The sequence below is a fragment of the Paraburkholderia phosphatilytica genome (assembly GCF_003443895.1).
Taxonomy (GTDB): domain Bacteria; phylum Pseudomonadota; class Gammaproteobacteria; order Burkholderiales; family Burkholderiaceae; genus Paraburkholderia; species Paraburkholderia phosphatilytica.
In genome coordinates this window covers 44,790-61,561 of record NZ_QQOA01000016.1, presented here as the reverse complement: position 1 = coordinate 61,561, position 16,772 = coordinate 44,790, and the positions used below count along the sequence as shown (strand labels likewise).

The window sequence follows — 16,772 nt, the reverse complement described above, 5'->3', positions numbered from 1 at the left end:
GCTCTATTCACCCGATCGACGTTTGACAGGCTGCGGATAATCCCCTTCGTGAAAGTCTCTGCCAGCAGCAGGCGCCATCGTCTTACGGAGCCTTACCCAGCAGAGCCGCAGGATTCCCGGAGATATCGGACGCAATGGATTCGCCAGCCAACTCGTTGATCAACCCAGACGCCCGCGGGCTCGCCAGCAGCCCGGCCGGCGCCGCCGCGCCCGCCGCGGGCGGCCTCGCGGGCGGCGCAGAACTCGGCGGCAGCTTCGGCCCGCGGCTGTCGTTCCCCGGCTCGCTCACGCAGATGCGCGGCAACCCGCGCGCGCCGCTGATCTTCGCGGTCGCCATCCTGATCGCCGTGGTCGCCGGCCTCGTGATGTGGATGCATCAGCCTGACTACAAGGTGCTCTACAGCAACCTGTCGGACCGCGACGGCGGCGCGATCATCACCGCGCTCCAGGCGCAGAACATTCCTTACAAGTTCTCCGACGGCGGCGGCGCGATCCTCGTGCCGGCCGACCAGGTGCACGAAACGCGTCTGCGCCTCGCGACCCAGGGCCTGCCGAAGAGCGGCTCGGTCGGTTTCGAGCTGATGGACAACCAGAAATTCGGCATCAGCCAGTTCGCCGAACAGATCAACTACCAGCGCGCGCTCGAAGGCGAGCTCGAGCAGACCATCGAATCCATTTCCAGCGTGAAGACGGCGCGCGTGCATCTCGCGATTCCGAAGCCTTCGGTGTTCGTGCGCGACAAGGAAGCGCCGACCGCATCGGTGCTCGTCGACCTGAATCCGGGCCGCATGCTCGACGACGGCCAGGTGTCGGCGATCACGCACATGGTGGCGTCGGCGGTGCCCGATCTGCCGGTGCACAACGTGACGATCGTCGACCAGGACGGCAACCTGCTCACGCAGGCAACGAGCGGTACGGGCCTCGATGCGTCGCAGCTCAAGTATGTGCAGCAGGTGGAACTCAACACGCAGCAGCGGATCGACGCGATCCTCGCGCCGATTTTCGGCGCCGGCAACGCACACTCGCAGGTGAGCGCCGACGTCGACTTCTCGAAGAGCGAGCAGACCGCCGAAAGCTACGACCCGAACGGCAACCCGCAGAGCGCGGCGATCCGCAGCCAGCAGACCAGCTCGGCGATGGAAGCAGCCACGGGCGGCGCGCAGGGCGTACCGGGCGCGCTGTCGAACTCGCCGCCGCAGCCGGCGTCCGCGCCGGTGGATGCCGCGAGCGGCGTGCCGGGCGCGTCGGGCCAGCCGATCAGCGATCGCAAGGACACCACGACCAACTACGAACTCGACCGCACCGTGCGCCATACGCAGCTGGGCGCGGGCAGCGTGAAGCGCCTGTCGGTGGCGGTGGTCGTCAACTACGTGCCGCAGGCCGACGGCAAGGGCCATTCGACGATGCAGCCGGTGCCGCAGGAACAGATCGCCAAGGTCGAGCAGCTCGTGAAGGACGCGATGGGCTACGACGCGAAGCGCGGCGACACCGTGTACGTGATGAACAGCGCGTTCCAGTCGAACAACGACGTCACGCCGGTCGTACCGTGGTGGCGCACGCCGGAAATGATCGCGTACGCGATGCAGGCCGCCAGGTACCTCGGCATCTTCGTGGTCGCGCTGTTCCTGTACTTCGCGATGGTGCGTCCGGCGATGCGCCGCGCATTCCCGCCGCCGGTGGAAGCGGCGCCGGCCCTCGCCTCCGCCTCGGACGAGCCGATGCTGCTCGACGGCCTGCCGCCGACGTCATCGGCGGAGCGCGGCGGCGAAGCGCTCGAAGACGGCAGCGAGGACAATCCGCTGCTCGCGTTCGAGAGCGGCCGGAACAAGTTCGAGCGGAACCTGGAATTCGCGCGTACGATCGCGCGCCAGGACCCGAAGATCGTTGCAACTGTAGTCAAGAACTGGGTGTCCGATGAACGCTGAAGGCGTGACCAAGAGCGCGATCCTGCTGATGTCGATCGGTGAGGAAGAGGCCGCGCAGGTGTTCAAGTTCCTCGCGCCGCGCGAGGTGCAGAAGATCGGCGTCGCGATGGCCGCGCTGAAGAACGTCACGCGCGAAAAGATCGACGAGGTGCTCGGCGAGTTCGCGAAGGAAGCGGAGCAGCACACCGCGCTGTCGCTGGATTCGAGCGAGTACATCCGCACCGTGCTGACGAAGGCGCTCGGCGAGGACAAGGCCGGCGTCATCATCGACCGCATCCTGCAGGGCAGCGACACGAGCGGCATCGAAGGCCTGAAGTGGATGGACTCGGCTGCTGTCGCGGAACTGATCAAGAACGAGCACCCGCAGATCATCGCGACGATCCTCGTGCACCTCGACCGCGATCAGGCATCCGAGATCGTGGCGTGCTTCACCGAGCGCCTGCGCAACGACGTGCTGCTGCGGATCGCGACGCTCGACGGTATCCAGCCGGCTGCGCTGCGCGAACTCGACGACGTGCTCACGGGCCTGCTGTCGGGCAGCGACAACCTGAAGCGCAGCCCGATGGGCGGCATCCGCACGGCTGCGGAAATCCTCAACTTCATGTCGAGCAACCACGAAGAAGGCGTGCTCGAAACGGTCCGCCAGTACGACGCGGAACTCGCGCAGAAGATCATCGACCAGATGTTCGTGTTCGAGAACCTGCTCGACCTGGAAGACCGCGCGATCCAGCTGCTGCTGAAGGAAGTCGAATCGGAAGCGCTGATCATCTCGCTGAAGGGCGCGCAGCCCGCGCTGCGCCAGAAGTTCCTGTCGAACATGTCGCAGCGCGCGGCCGAACTGCTGGCCGAAGACCTCGACTCGCGCGGCCCGGTGCGCGTGTCGGAAGTCGAAACGCAACAACGCCGCATCCTGCAGATCGTCCGCAACCTTGCGGAAAGCGGTCAGATCGCGCTGGGCGGCAAGGCGGAAGATGCATATGTCTGAGCGTGATCAAGCCCGCAAGGCGCATCTGTCGGCGTACCAGCGCTGGGAGATGGCCTCGTTCGATCCGGTGCCGCCACCGGATCCGGAAGAAGAGCATCGTTTCGAAGCGGAACTGCAGCACCTGCGCGACGTTGCGCATAACGAAGGACTCGCGTCCGGCCACGTCGCGGGTCAGGCGCTCGGCTATCGCGCCGGCTACGACCAGGGCTACCAGCAAGGCATCGAGCAGGGTCGCGCCGAAGCACGCGCGGAAGCGGACCGCCTGAAAGCGATCGCGGATGCGTTCAGCAATGCGCTCGAAAGCACGCAGACCGATGTTGCCGAGACGCTCGTCGCGCTCGCGCTCGACATCGCGCAGCAGGTGGTGCGCCAGCATGTGCAGCACGACCCGACCGCGCTGCTCTCCGCCGCGCGCGAGGTGCTGTCCACCGAGCCGATGCTCACGGGCGCGCCGCAGCTGATCGTGAGTCCCGCCGACCTGCCGGTGGTCGAGGCGTACCTGCTCGAAGAACTGCAGACGCGCGGCTGGACCGTGCGCACGGACGCATCCGTGGAACGCGGCGGCTGCCGCGCGGCCGCCGCGAGCGGCGAAGTGGACGCCGGCATCGCGACGCGCTGGGAGCGGGTCGCGGCGGCGCTCGGCAAGGTGAGCACATGGTGAAGCCGACTATCGAAGACATCCGCGCGAGCGACCTGACGCCGCTCGAACAGGAACTGGCGCTCGCGTCGTTCGGCAACGCCGCCGCAAGCGATGCCGCCGACGCCGTGCATGCGGCCGCCGTCGAGCACGTGGCCGTCACGCCGCATCACGGTCACACGAACGACGACACGCTCGAAGCGCTCGAAGCCGCGCTCATCGAAGCCGGCCACGCGTCCGCTCAAGCGGCCGCGCATGGAACCGCTCATGCAACCCCGCACGCGCCCGCCGCGAGCCGCACGTCGGCAGCCGGCGCCGCGCAGGCGGCAGCAGCCGTGCATCAGGGCCCGCGCTTTCCGGACAATCCGTATCTCGCCGCGTGGCGCAACCGCCTCGACGATCTGCGCGAACGCAACCAGATCGCGAAGCCGATGCGCGCGTGCGGCCGGCTGACCCGCGCGGCCGGTCTCGTGCTGGAAGCCGTCGGCCTGCGTCTCGCGGTCGGCGCGGAAGTGATGATCGAGCTGCCGCAAGGCAGCACGCTGCCAATGGCCGAAGCCGAAGTGGTCGGCTTCTCCGGCGACAAGCTGTTCCTGATGCCGACGACCCAGGTCGCGGGCCTGCTGCCCGGCGCGCGCGTCTATCCGCTCGAAAGCGCGCCGATCATGGATCCGATGGCGGGCGCGAAGCGTCTGCCGGTGGGCTGGGGCATGCTCGGCCGCGTCGTCGATGCATCCGGCCGGCCGCTCGACGGCCTCGGCCCGCTCGACACGAACGCCGATGCGCCGCTCTCCGCGCCCACCATCAACCCGCTGGACCGCGAGCCGATCCACAAGGTGCTCGACGTCGGCGTGCGCGCGATCAACTCGCTGCTCACCGTCGGACGTGGCCAGCGGATGGGCCTCTTCGCCGGCTCAGGCGTCGGTAAATCGGTGCTGCTCGGCACAATGGCGCGCTACACCAGCGCCGAAGTGATCGTGATCGGGCTGATCGGCGAACGGGGCCGCGAAGTGAAGGAATTCATCGAGCAGATTCTCGGCGAAGACGGTCTCGCGCGCTCGGTGGTGGTGGCCGCGCCGGCCGACGTGTCGCCGCTCCTGCGCATGCAGGCGGCCGCTTACACGACCTCGCTCGCCGAATATTTCCGCGACCAGGGCAAGCACGTGCTGCTGCTGATGGATTCGCTGACCCGCTACGCGATGGCGCAGCGCGAGATCGCGCTCGCGATCGGCGAGCCGCCCGCGACCAAAGGCTATCCGCCGTCGGTGTTCGCCAAGCTCCCGGCGCTCGTCGAGCGCACCGGCAACGGCCCGGAAGGCGGCGGCTCGATCACCGCGTTCTACACCGTGCTGACCGAAGGCGACGACCAGCAGGATCCGATCGCCGATTCGGCGCGCGCGATTCTCGACGGTCACATCGTGCTGTCCCGCGCGCTGGCGGAAGCCGGGCACTATCCGGCCATCGACATCGAAGCCTCGATAAGCCGGGCAATGACCGCGCTGATCGACGATAAGCATCTCGACAAAACGCGTATGTTCAAGCAGATGCTGTCGCGCTACCAGCGCAACCGTGACCTGATCAACGTCGGCGCCTATTCGACGGGTCGGGACGCGCTGCTGGACCGCGCGATCGCGCTGTACCCACGGATGGAAGCGTTCCTGCAACAAGGTTTCCGGGAATGCGCACCCTTTGACCAGAGCATTGCCATGCTCGGCTCGCTGTTTGAACACGGAGGCTGACGATGCCGAACCCCTCACCGCTGCAGACCCTGATCGAGCTTGCGCAGGACGACGTCGACGCCGCCGCGCAACGGCTCGGCCGAGCCCAGCGCGAACGGGGCGAAGTCGAAAAGCAGCTGAATGCGCTCGTCGAATACCGCAACGAGTACTACTCGCGCTTCACGACCTCCGCGCAGCAAGGCATGCCGGCCGGCAACATGCGCAACTTCCAGGCGTTCATCGACACGCTCGACGCCGCGATCGAGCAGCAGCGGCGTCTGCTCACGGCCGCGACGCAGCGGGTCGAAGCGGCGAAGCCCGAGTGGCAGCGCCAGCGCCAGAAGCTCGGCTCGTACGAAGTGCTGCAGGCGCGCGGCGACGCGGTGGAAGCACGCAAGACCGCGCGGCGCGAGCAGCGCGACGCCGACGAACACGCGGCGCGCGTGCTGCGTATGCGTGCCGATAATGCCTGATGCGTGCGTGATGCACGCGTGATCCGTATCCGACGACGCCGCAAGCGTCTTTTGTACCGAATTCAACCGATAGACCACGGCCCGTACGCGGGCCGGCCGCTCCGAACAAGCCCGCTTCAATGCCGCAGGACGGTTTGAAGGAATCGCCATGACCTCGTCCGTTTCTCTACTCAACTCGCTGTCGAACGCGTCGACGGGTGGCTTCGCGCCGTCGTCGACGTCGAACACGAACGGCCCGTCGTTCGCGCAGACGCTGCAGCAGAACCTCAACGCGCAGTCGCAGGTGCCGAACTGGTCGCAGCCGTTCTGGTCGCAGCCGCAGTCCGACGACACGTCGTCGCTCGGCCCTTCGGACGACTCCGGCTGGTCCGACACCACGAACGCGGCCGACTCGGCGAACTCGGCAGACCAGACCGACGCATCGAACTCGACCGATTCGACGAACGCGTCGGACAGCACGCAGGACAGCCAGTCCGCCGATTCGACGCAGCAGGCGTCCAACCCGAACGACCCGAGCAACACGGCGGTGCGGTCGCGGCAAAACGCGAGCGCGCAGAACGCCCAGACGGCGCAGCAGGCGACAGCCGCGACGCAGAACGCCGCGGCAGCCGCCGCCGCGGCGCAGGCGCAGGCCATCGCAGCCGCGCAGGCTGCGGCATCGCAGGGAGGTAGCAGCACGGACCCGTCGACGGCAGCTGCCGCCGCGACCGCGGCCACCACGGCTGACGGCACCGATGGCACCGGCGCGGCCGGCAAGAAGGACGCGGCCACGCAAACGGCATCGGGCGCACCGATGGACGCGCTGCAGGCCGCGCTCGCCGCCCTCGCGAACGCAACGGGCGCGACGACCACCACGACCGCAGCGAACGCGACCGGCGGCACGAGCGCCACCAGCGGCACCGGCACGGACGACGACGGCACCGTCAGCCTCGCCACCGGCGGCGGCAAGGGTGCGCGCGCCGTCAGCCTGCTCACGGGCGGCGGCAATGGCAATGGTAAAGGCACGGCGGCGGACGCGGCAGCCGGCGGCGGCGCGGATGGCGGCGCAGGCGCGGCCACCGCGCAGAACGACGCAGCGGCACTCGCCGCTGCCACGGCCACCGCGACCACGGCCAGCATGAGCGCCGCGAACGCCAGCGCCGACAACGCGCGCGCGAGCTTCGCGGCAACCCAGGCGATGGCCAACAGCGCCGCCGCAACGGCCGCGGCCGCTGCGACGCAGACCACGAACCCGAACGCGACGGCGGCGGCCGCGCAGGCGTCGATCGCGCCGGAAGTCGGCACCCAGGACTGGGAAGACGCGTTCAGCCAGAAGGTGGTGTTCCTGTCGAACGCGCACCAGCAGACCGCCGAGCTGACGCTCAACCCGCCGGATCTCGGGCCGTTGCAGGTCGTGCTGCAGGTGTCGGATTCGCACGCTCACGCGCTCTTCGTGTCGCAGCACCAGCAGGTGCGCGAGGCTGTGGAAGCCGCGCTGCCGAAGCTGCGCGAGCAGATGCAGCAGAACGGCATCGGGCTCGGCAGCACGACCGTCAGCGACGGCTTCTCGCGGCAGGCGAGCCAGCAGCAGTCGAGCGGCGGCAGCAGCACGCGCGGCGGGCGCGGATCGGGCCGCGGATCGTCGGTGGGCGCCGATCTGACGACAGCGGGTGTCTCCTCGGCCACGCCGACGCGGCGCACGGTCGGGCTCGTCGATACGTTCGCGTAAGCGGCTGGAAGGACCATCGCCCAGGCAGGCGGCGCCATGACCTGCGCCGCCCGTCTGGCGCATGCCCGAAGCACACGCAAAGGCGCACACAAAACCCAGCCCGCATGGCACCAACGGCCATCCGGCCGACCCAAGCATTGAAGCAGTCGAAGCGTCGGACCCGCGCAGTCGCTTGAATCGCACCTCGCCGCGCGCGCTGAAAAATCGCGCTCGACCGCCTCGCCGTCCGGCCGCGATGCCCGATACCAGCGGGCGCACAAAAGGGCCACAGCTGCTCGCGGCGCGTTAAAACATCAAGCTGGCCACGAATCCCCCTTCTTTTCGGCTTATCACGGAACCCGGGTTTACCGAACAATTCACCCTGGACGAATCGATACAAGCAGATATCCCATGGCATCCACGACCGCAAACCAGCAACCCGCAGCACAACCCGCCCGCCCGGGCTTCATGAAGCGTTTGATCATCATCCTGGTGATCGTGCTCATCGCGGCAGGCGGTGCCGGCGCGGGTGTCTGGTTCTTCATGAAGAAGCAGGCTCCCGCGGGCGCCGCGCAGGCCGCCGCACCGAAGCCGGCGCCCGCCCCGGTGTTCTTCCCGCTCGACTCGATGACGGTGAACCTGCTGTCGGACGACGGCCAGCAGCACTACCTGCGCGTCGGCCTCACGCTGAAGCTCGACGACCAGAAGGCGCAGGAGCGCATCAACGAACACATGCCCGAAATTCGCAGCCGCATCCTGCTCGCGCTGTCGAACAAGCACCCCGACGACCTCGCGACGCTCGATGGCAAGCACGCGCTCGCGAAGGAGCTGGTCCAGCTGATCGAACAGCCGACGGACAAGGGCGAAGAGCCGTTGCACGTCGAAGATGTGCTGTTCACCGAGTTCGTCGTGCAGTGACGTCGAGTCCTGCCAGCGAATACCCCACGCCATAGCGAACCGACGAACCAGGAACCGCCATGGGTCACGAAGAATTCATGTCCCAGGAGGAGGTCGATGCCCTCCTCAAGGGTGTCACCGGCGAAAACGACTCAGAGGTCGAACAGACCGAGCGTACCGGTGTCCGCCCCTACAACATCGCGACGCAGGAACGGATCGTGCGCGGCCGGATGCCCGGCCTCGAGATCATCAACGACCGTTTTGCACGCCTGTTGCGCGTCGGCATCTTCAACTTCATGCGACGCACGGCGGAAATCTCCGTCGGCCCGGTGAAGGTCCTGAAGTACAGCGAGTTCACGCGCAATCTACCGATTCCGACGAACCTGAATCTGGTGCACGTGAAGCCGCTGCGCGGCACGTCGCTGTTCGTGTTCGACCCGAACCTCGTGTTCTTCGTCGTCGACAACCTGTTCGGCGGCGACGGGCGCTTTCACACGCGCGTCGAAGGCCGCGATTTCACGCAGACCGAGCACCGCATCATCAGCAAGCTGCTGTCGCTCACGTTCGAGCATTACGCGGCGTCGTGGAAAAGCGTGCGGCCGCTGCAGTTCGAATTCGTGCGCTCGGAAATGCACACGCAGTTCGCTAACGTCGCGACGCCGAACGAAATCGTCATCGTCACGCAGTTCTCGATCGAATTCGGCCCGACGGGCGGCACACTGCACATCTGCATGCCGTACTCGATGATCGAACCGATCCGCGACGTGTTGAGCTCGCCGATCCAGGGCGAAGCGCTCGAAGTGGACCGCCGCTGGGTGCGCGTGCTGTCGCAGCAGGTGCAGTCGGCCGAAGTGCAGCTGACAGCGGATCTCGCGCAGATCCCGATCACGTTCGAGCAGATCCTCAACATGCGCAAAGGCGACGTGCTGCCGATCGACATTCCCGAAGCGATCGTCGGGAAGGTGGATGGCGTGCCGGTGATGGAATGCGGTTACGGAATTTTCAACGGACAATACGCGCTGCGGGTACAGAAGATGATCAGCGCCGCGGATACAGCGAAGGAAGGTGGTTATGAGTGATCTGAACGCAACGCCAGGCAGCGAGATGCCCCTGGACCCGCAATTCGCCGCCGGCGAAGGCGCGGCCGATCCCGCGATGGACGACTGGGCGAGCGCGCTCGCCGAGCAGAACAACGTCGGCGAAGTGAACCATGCGGCGGCGGGCGTGTTCCAGCCGCTGTCGAAGGTCGCGGCGAACTCGACGCGCAACGACATCGACATGATCCTGGACATCCCCGTCCAGATGACCGTCGAACTCGGCCGCACGAAAATTGCTATCCGGAATCTGTTGCAACTCGCGCAAGGTTCGGTCGTCGAACTCGATGGTCTGGCTGGCGAACCGATGGACGTGCTCGTCAACGGCTGCCTGATCGCCCAGGGCGAAGTGGTGGTCGTGAACGACAAGTTCGGTATCCGCCTCACCGACATCATCACGCCCTCCGAGCGCATCCGGAAACTCAATCGATGAAACGCATGGCAGCACGCGGCGTCGTTGCATTCGCGCTGGCGGCATCGTTCACGATCCGCCTCGCGCGCGCCGCCGATCTCAAGGCGCTCAACGACGCGACGAAGATCGCGTCCGGCGTCGGCGCGGGCACCGCGGTGCCGTCGCTCGGTGTCGGCGCCGTGCTGCAGACGCTGCTCGCGCTGGCCATCGTGATCGGCATCGTGTTCGGCTGCGCGTGGATCGCGCGCCGCTTCGGCCTGCAGCCTGCGCAACGCGGCGGCATCGTGAAGACGATCGGCAGCGCATCGCTCGGCGGCAAGGAACGCGTCGCGGTCGTGCAGGTCGGCGACACGTGGCTCGTACTCGGCGTCGCGCCCGGCAACGTGCGCACGCTGCACACGATGCCCGCGGACTCCACCGCGGCCGAGAACGCCGGCGTCACCACGCCGGCCGGCGCCGCGCCGCTGCAAGGCAGCTTCGGCCAGCGCTTTCGCGACGCGCTCAAAGGCGAAGCGGGCAAACGTTTGGGACGCCGTCAGGACGGTGACAGGTAATGCAGTTCAGTCTTCATACCGCGCGGCAAACCCTGCGCCGCACGTTCGCTCCAGCATCGCTTCGCCGCGCTGCACGCATCGCCGCTCCGATGGCCGTGCCGGCGTTGATGCTCGCGCTGCCCACGCTTTCGTTCGCGCAGACCGCGGGCCTGCCCGCGTTCAACACGAGCCCGGGCCCGAACGGCGGCACCACGTATTCGCTGAGCGTGCAGACGATGCTGCTGCTCACGATGCTGTCGTTCCTGCCGGCGATGGTGCTGATGATGACGAGCTTCACGCGCATCATCATCGTGCTGTCGCTGCTGCGCCAGGCGCTCGGCACGACCACCACGCCGCCGAACCAGGTGCTGATCGGCCTCGCGCTGTTCCTCACGATGTTCGTGATGTCGCCGGTGCTGAACAAGGCGTATACCGACGGCTACAAGCCGTTCGCCGACGGGCAGATCTCGATGGACGACGCGGTGAACCGCGGCGTCGCGCCGTTCAAGCAGTTCATGCTGCGCCAGACGCGCGAAACCGACCTCGCGCTGTTCGCGCGCATCTCGCATGCGCCCGCGATGAACGGTCCGGAAGACGTGCCGCTGTCGCTGCTCGTGCCGTCGTTCATCACGAGCGAGCTGAAGACCGGCTTCCAGATCGGCTTCACGATCATGATTCCGTTCATCATCATCGACATGGTCGTGGCCAGCGTGCTGATGTCGATGGGCATGATGATGGTGTCGCCGGTCACGATATCGCTGCCGTTCAAGCTGATGCTGTTCGTGCTGGTGGACGGCTGGCAACTGCTGATCGGCTCGCTCGCGCAGAGCTTTTCGTAATTTTTCACGCACGCGGCCCTGTGCCGCCATTCACGGGTTAGCACCACCATGTCCCCTGAAGCCGTCATGACGATCGCGCACCACGCGATGTACACCGCGCTCATTCTCGCTGCTCCGCTGCTCCTGATCGCGCTCGTAGTCGGTCTCGTCGTGAGCCTGTTCCAGGCCGCGACGCAGATCAACGAAACCACGCTGTCGTTCATTCCGAAGCTGCTCGCCATCGCGGTGACGCTCGTGATCGCCGGCCCGTGGATGCTGACGACGATGCTCGACTACATGCGCACCGTCCTTACCAACGTCGCGACGCTCGGGACCTGAGCGGGGCATCGTCCTCGCTCACGTTCCTCGACACGTTCGCCGCACGATGTTCTCCGTCACCTACGCGCAGCTCAACGGGTGGCTCACCGCCTTTCTGTGGCCGCTCACGCGGATTCTCGCGCTGATCGCCACCGCGCCCGTGTTCGGCAACACGTCGCTTTCGGTGCGCGTGAAGGTCGGGCTCGGCGCTTTCATCACGCTGATCGTCGCGCCGACCTTGCCCGCGATGCCGCAGGTCACGGTGTTCTCCGCGAATGGCGTGTGGATCATCGTCAACCAGTTCCTGATCGGCGCGGCGCTTGGCCTCACGATGCAGGTGGTGTTCGCGACCATCGCCGCGACCGGCGAACTGATCGGTCTGAACATGGGCCTGAGCTTCGCGTCGCTGTTCGACCCGAGCCTCGGCGAAACCACCGACGTGATGTCGCGCTACTTCAACGCGATCGCAACACTCGCGTTCCTGTCGCTCGACGGTCATCTGCAGGTGATCGCGGCGCTGATCGAAACCTTCCGCTCCGTGCCGATCTCGGCGAACGTGCTCAACGCGGCCGGCTGGAAGATGCTGGCCGAATGGGGCAGCTCAATCTTCGCGGGCGGGCTGCTGCTCGCGCTGCCGGTGGTCGCCGCGATTCTGATCTCGAACCTCGCGCTCGGCATCCTGAACCGCGCGGCGCCGCAGATCGGCGTGTTCCAGATCGGCCTGCCGCTTACACTGCTGGTTGGAATGCTGCTCGTGCAGTTCATGCTGCCCAACATGATCCCTTTCTTCTCGCATCTGTTCGATGGCGGCATCGAAGAGTTGGGGCGGGTGGCGGCGGCGTTCAGGTAGGGCGCGCAGCACTCGCACAAAGCAACGGCCGCATCTGCGGCCGTTGCTTTTGGTACTGCCATCGGGCAACGCCGGACCAACCCGGCGCGCACGACACCGATCACGTATTGATGTACTGGAACAGCGACAGCTGCTGGATCTGCACGAAGCTCTTCTGCGACGCCGACAGCGCGTTCTGCACCTGCTCGTACTGGCTGATGGTCGACACCATGTTCGTGCCGGTCAGGTCCTGCAGATCGCTCGTCGTCTGCGTCTGGCTGTTCGTCGTCACGGTCTGCAGCGCCTGCAGCTCCTGCTCGCGGCCGCCGACCGACGCCTGCACCGTCGTCACGTTGACAAGCGAGTTGTTGATCTGCGTCATCGCGGCATTCAGCGAGTTCGTCAGCGATGCGGCCGCCGAGTTGCTCGTGCCGACCGGCGTCTGCAGCGCACTGATCACGTTGTCGAGCGTCTGGAACACGTCCGTCGTCGATTTGGTGGCCGGCGTCACGTTGAACGTGTCGCCCGACGCGGGGGTGCCGGAGATCGCGATGCTCTCGCCGCCGCCGATGTCGATCGACGAGTCCGCCGTGTAGGGCTGGTTGCTGCTGTACGTGGTGTTGGTCGTCGTATCGACCACGCTGTAGGTCGGCGCGGACGCCGTGCCGCCGAACGTGACCTGCCAGACATCGTTGTTCGCGGTGTTGCTCGGGTTCGTGACCGTCACGGCACCCACCGTTCCGGTGCCGGTGTTGGCCGAGTTGCCCGACGCGACCGCGCTGGTGCCGAACGTCGGCACGGTCATGAACACGTTCGCGCCGCTGTCGTTGACCGCGATCTGGCGCGTGCCCGAAACCTGCACGAGCTGCTGCCCCTGATCGCCGGTGTACGTGACGCCACCGCCCGACTTGTCGGTGAACGGCTGCGCCGTCGGCTGGAAGCCCGCGAAGATGTAGTTGCCCATGCCGTCGGACGTGTTCGCGAGCGTGAGCAGCTGCGAGCGAACGCCCTGCAACTCCGATGCGACCGCCTGACGGTCGGCGTCGCTCAGCGTGCCGTTCTGCGCTTCCTGGATCAGCGTCAGCGCGCTCTGCATCGTCTTCGTCGTGCTCGACAGCGCGGTGTCCTCGGTCTGCAGCGACGACAGTGCCGACGTCTGGTTCGTCGAATACTGCGTGAGCGTCGCCGAGGTCACCGAAAGCGACACGGCCTGCGCGGCGCCAACCGGATTGTCCGCGGCGGTGGAGATCGAGACGCCCGTCGACAGCTCCTGTTCGAGCTGGAGCAGCTGCGTCTGCTGGTTGTCCATCGTCTGCACGCTGGACGCGTAATACTGTGAAGTCGCAATTCGCATGCTTCAACGCCTCACTGGAAGATGCCGAGCAGCGTCTGAAACAACGACGCCGCCGTCTGGATCACTTTACTGTTCGCCTGGTAGAGCTGCTGATACTGCAGCAGGTTCGACGCTTCCTCGTCCAGGTTCACGCCCGACACCGACTGCTGCTGCGTCGTGATCTGAGACACGAGCGACGCCTGCGCCGTGTTCGATGCGTTCAGCGAGCTCGTCGAATTGCCGATGCCGTCCACGTAGTTCGCGTACGCGCCCGTCAGCGTCGTGCCGCCCGACATCGAAGTGCTCGACGTGAGGTTCGACAGCGCGAGCGCGTTGCGGCCGTCCTTCGTGCCGGTCGTGTTCGAGCCGATCGTGAAGGTGTCGTTGGTGGACGGCGTGCCGCTGATCGTGAAGCTCACGTTGTTCAGATTGCCCGAGGTCGAATTCGCAACCGTGATCGTCGCGCCTGTACTCGGGTCGTACGGAATCGACGTGACGTCGCCCGTTCCTGTGCCGATCGTGTAGGTGGTCGAAGTCGACGAGCCCGGCACCGCGACGGTCACCGTGGAGCCCGTCGCGAAGCCCGCGAGCGATCCGGTCGAACCCGACGCCGTGTAGGTCAGCGTGGTCGCCGTGGAAGGCACCGTGTAGCCGGCCGTCACCGAGCCCTGCGTGATCGTCGCCGAACCCGTGTTGCTCGACGATGCGCTCGCGAGTACCGGCGCCGCCGCGGCAATCGCGGACGGGTCGCTGGTCGCGACCGCGAAGCTGTCGAGCGCGCCGCGCGTGCCTTGCACCGAGAACGTGTCGCCGGTGGCCGGTGTGCCCGAGAGCGTGAAATTGAAGTTGCCGATCGTCGCGGACGTCGACGTGCCCGGCGTTGCCGTGCCGACCACCGTGTTCGAGGTCGTATCCGTCAACGTGTAGGTGCCGCTCGCGTACGAGAGCGCATAGCTGTCCGACGACGCGGCCGTCGGATCGACGAGCGATGCCGTGACCGACTCCGTGCCGGTATTCTTCGAGCTCGCGACGACGGTCGGCGAACCGACCGAGAACAGCGCCCCGCCGGTATTGCCCGACAGATCGATACCGAGCGCGTTCTGCGAGTTCACCTGCGCGGCAAAGCTGGTCGCGATCGCGCCGAGCTGCTGCTCCGAAGGATCGAGCATCTGGTCGCGGAACTGCATGATGCCGCCGAGCGTGCCGCCCGAAAACGCGGTGTCCGACATCACCTGCGCGCTGCTGCTCGAGCTCGACAGTCCTTGATACGCGACCGACAGTTCGCTCGGATCCGTCGGGGACGCCTGCGTGCTCAGCGAGAAATTCTGGCTGCCGACGACGAGCGGCTGCCCGTTGCCGATGAACACGTTATAGCCGCTGCTGTTCGACACCACCTGCACGCCGACGAGCTGCGACAGATTCGAGACCGCCGTGTCGCGCTGGTCGAGCAGCTGGTTCGGCGACTGGCCGGATGCCGACGCCGCGTTGATCTCGCTGTTGAGCTTGGCGATCTGCGTCGAGTACTGGTTGATCGACGCGACCGTGCTGGTGATCTGCGTGTTGACCGACGAGCGCAGCTGGTCGTATTGCTGGCCGAGCGCGTTGATCTGGTCGGCGAGCGCGGTCGCATCGGACATCGCCGTCTGGCGTGTCGACAGATTGCTCGGGTCGTTCGAAACCGTCTGCAGGCCGCTGAAGAACGTCGTCATCGCGCTCGCGATGCCGCTCGTCGGGCTGCCGACCAGGTTGTTCAGCTGCGAGGCGAGCTGGTACGCGGCCGACATCGAGCTGCTCGACGACTGCGCGTTGTTCAGCTCGGTGGTCAGGTACTGGCTGTACGCGCGCTGCACGGTGACCGTGTTGACGCCGCCGCCCACGTAACCGGACGACGTGTACTGTCCGCTCGCTTCGGCATAGACCGGCGTTTCGAGCGTGTAACCCGTGGTCGAGGCATTGCTGATGTTCTCGCCCGAGGTTTGCAGACCGAGCTGCGCAGCCGCGAGGCCGCTAAGACCAATGCTGATGATATCGGACATGCTTCATCCTAAATGGCGGTCGTTGGGCCCAGAGGCCCCGTCGCATTAACTCTCTGTTTATCGGCATCCGGGCCGAAACATTGAGGAAGGAATGGCCGCATCGCACACGTTTGCGGGTGTGCGATTCGATCCACGGCGCGAAAGGTGGTGCGGGCCGGCGACGCTGCGAACGTCAGGCGCGCGCCGGCGCCCGCGCGACGCGTTGCGCGCGGAGCAGGCCAACCGGTGGAAGCGGGCGAACGGCGGGGCGAACGGCGCTGCGCGGCACGCGCGCAGCCGCCGCTCAGAATCAGGAGCGCGTCAGCGAGCGACGCTTCATCTCGAGATGGGTGATGTAGCGCTGCAGCGTGTTCTCCGCCGCACCGGGCAGCGAGAGAAAGCGGAAACCGAGGTGATAACGACGCGCGCCGTTCGGCGGCACGTCGAGGAAGCGCAACGACACGAGGCCGAGCTCGATCCGCAGCAGCCCCTGCGAGCGCAGATCCAGCTCGACGTCGTGCAGCGAAGCGCCCATCTGCAACTGCTCGACGCGATCGTCCGTCGTACGCAGGCCGAGGCCGCCGAGCGACAGGTCGTGCACCTCGAAGCGAAACGTGTTGCCATCCGGCAGCGCGCCGCGGCACACGCATGGCTCCAGCACCGGCGTGTCGACGCGGAAGTACTCGCGCCGCTGCACGTAGTACAGCACTTCGGGAAAATTGGCTTCGAACGCCGGACGTCCTTCGAATTTCGTTTCGCGCGGGACGCCCGTCGCGAACTCGACGCGCACGCCATCCGGCGCGGCATGGAACTGGCAGTCCGGCGACGCGAGCACCTCGCGATTCTGGTCGGCGATCGCACCCCAGTCGAACACGAACACCCGTTCGCGCACATCCACATCCAGGATCCGGGTCACGAGCTGACCGCCGCGATACTGCAGCGTGAGGAAGTCGCCCCGATTCACGAGATTGCGCAGCTGTACGCCAACCTCGAGCGGGTTGCGCCGACCGTAATCGGGATGGGTGTCTTTGCCACCCTCCACCTGGACATTCGACTGAGCGGTATTCATGGGCTTGCCGGTATTCGTAAGGCCGGGGT

General features: G+C 66.5%; 16 protein-coding genes. 13 read left to right on the top strand and 3 right to left on the bottom strand.

Going from position 1 to position 16,772, the window contains the following annotated elements; genetic code table 11:
- The first annotated feature begins 134 nt into the window (after positions 1 to 134).
- The 13 genes from fliF (at position 135) to fliR (ending at position 12,347) form a co-directional block, all read left to right on the top strand.
- Entirely contained in the window at positions 135 to 1,925 is a 1,791-nt protein-coding gene (fliF, locus tag DVS29_RS18475; RefSeq protein WP_118181931.1) for a flagellar basal-body MS-ring/collar protein FliF, read from the top strand.
- A complete protein-coding gene (gene fliG, locus DVS29_RS18470; protein ID WP_118181930.1) occupies positions 1,915 to 2,910 on the top strand; it encodes a flagellar motor switch protein FliG in 996 nt (331 codons plus the stop codon). Before fliF ends, fliG begins: the two co-directional genes overlap by 11 nt.
- A complete protein-coding gene (fliH, locus tag DVS29_RS18465; RefSeq protein WP_205962479.1) occupies positions 2,897 to 3,571 on the top strand; it encodes a flagellar assembly protein FliH in 675 nt (224 codons plus the stop codon). The genes fliG and fliH overlap by 14 nt, the downstream gene beginning before the upstream one ends.
- Positions 3,565 to 5,286 carry a flagellar protein export ATPase FliI gene (fliI, locus tag DVS29_RS18460; protein WP_118181928.1) on the top strand — a complete coding sequence of 574 codons (1,722 nt, stop codon included), beginning with the start codon at positions 3,565 to 3,567 and terminating at the stop codon, positions 5,284 to 5,286. Before fliH ends, fliI begins: the two co-directional genes overlap by 7 nt.
- A gap of 2 nt (positions 5,287 to 5,288) precedes the next feature.
- Positions 5,289 to 5,738: a flagellar export protein FliJ gene (gene fliJ, locus DVS29_RS18455; RefSeq protein WP_118181927.1), complete on the top strand. Its 450-nt coding sequence runs from the start codon at positions 5,289 to 5,291 to the stop codon at positions 5,736 to 5,738.
- Positions 5,739 to 5,886: 148 nt separating this feature from the next.
- On the top strand, positions 5,887 to 7,446 hold the full coding sequence (locus tag DVS29_RS18450) for a flagellar hook-length control protein FliK (RefSeq protein WP_118181926.1): 1,560 nt from the start codon (positions 5,887 to 5,889) through the stop codon (positions 7,444 to 7,446).
- A gap of 390 nt (positions 7,447 to 7,836) precedes the next feature.
- The gene (gene fliL, locus DVS29_RS18445) at positions 7,837 to 8,343 is read left to right on the top strand and encodes a flagellar basal body-associated protein FliL (RefSeq protein WP_118181925.1); all 507 of its coding nucleotides are present in this window, start codon (positions 7,837 to 7,839) and stop codon (positions 8,341 to 8,343) included.
- A 59-nt stretch (positions 8,344 to 8,402) separates the two neighbouring features.
- Positions 8,403 to 9,401, top strand: coding sequence for a flagellar motor switch protein FliM (gene fliM / locus DVS29_RS18440; RefSeq protein ID WP_118181924.1), 999 nt, complete (start codon positions 8,403 to 8,405; stop codon positions 9,399 to 9,401).
- Positions 9,394 to 9,849, top strand: a complete 456-nt coding sequence (gene fliN, locus DVS29_RS18435) for a flagellar motor switch protein FliN (RefSeq protein WP_118181923.1) — start codon at positions 9,394 to 9,396, stop codon at positions 9,847 to 9,849. The genes fliM and fliN overlap by 8 nt, the downstream gene beginning before the upstream one ends.
- Positions 9,846 to 10,382: a flagellar biosynthetic protein FliO gene (fliO, locus tag DVS29_RS18430; RefSeq protein ID WP_118181922.1), complete on the top strand. Its 537-nt coding sequence runs from the start codon at positions 9,846 to 9,848 to the stop codon at positions 10,380 to 10,382. Before fliN ends, fliO begins: the two co-directional genes overlap by 4 nt.
- The gene (gene fliP / locus DVS29_RS18425; protein ID WP_118181921.1) at positions 10,382 to 11,200 is read left to right on the top strand and encodes a flagellar type III secretion system pore protein FliP; all 819 of its coding nucleotides are present in this window, start codon (positions 10,382 to 10,384) and stop codon (positions 11,198 to 11,200) included. The genes fliO and fliP overlap by 1 nt, the downstream gene beginning before the upstream one ends.
- A gap of 48 nt (positions 11,201 to 11,248) precedes the next feature.
- A complete protein-coding gene (gene fliQ / locus DVS29_RS18420; protein ID WP_118181920.1) occupies positions 11,249 to 11,518 on the top strand; it encodes a flagellar biosynthesis protein FliQ in 270 nt (89 codons plus the stop codon).
- A 46-nt stretch (positions 11,519 to 11,564) separates the two neighbouring features.
- A complete protein-coding gene (gene fliR, locus DVS29_RS18415) occupies positions 11,565 to 12,347 on the top strand; it encodes a flagellar biosynthetic protein FliR (RefSeq protein ID WP_118181919.1) in 783 nt (260 codons plus the stop codon).
- Positions 12,348 to 12,447: 100 nt separating this feature from the next.
- On the opposite strand, the gene flgL is transcribed toward fliR, so the two are convergent.
- The 3 genes from flgL to DVS29_RS18400 form a co-directional block, all read right to left on the bottom strand.
- Entirely contained in the window at positions 12,448 to 13,680 is a 1,233-nt protein-coding gene (gene flgL / locus DVS29_RS18410) for a flagellar hook-associated protein FlgL (RefSeq protein ID WP_118181918.1), read from the bottom strand.
- An 11-nt stretch (positions 13,681 to 13,691) separates the two neighbouring features.
- The gene (gene flgK / locus DVS29_RS18405; protein WP_118181917.1) at positions 13,692 to 15,695 is read right to left on the bottom strand and encodes a flagellar hook-associated protein FlgK; all 2,004 of its coding nucleotides are present in this window, start codon (positions 15,693 to 15,695) and stop codon (positions 13,692 to 13,694) included.
- Positions 15,696 to 15,984: 289 nt separating this feature from the next.
- Positions 15,985 to 16,743, bottom strand: coding sequence for a flagellar brake protein (locus tag DVS29_RS18400; RefSeq protein WP_118181916.1), 759 nt, complete (start codon positions 16,741 to 16,743; stop codon positions 15,985 to 15,987).
- Positions 16,744 to 16,772 lie beyond the last annotated feature (29 nt).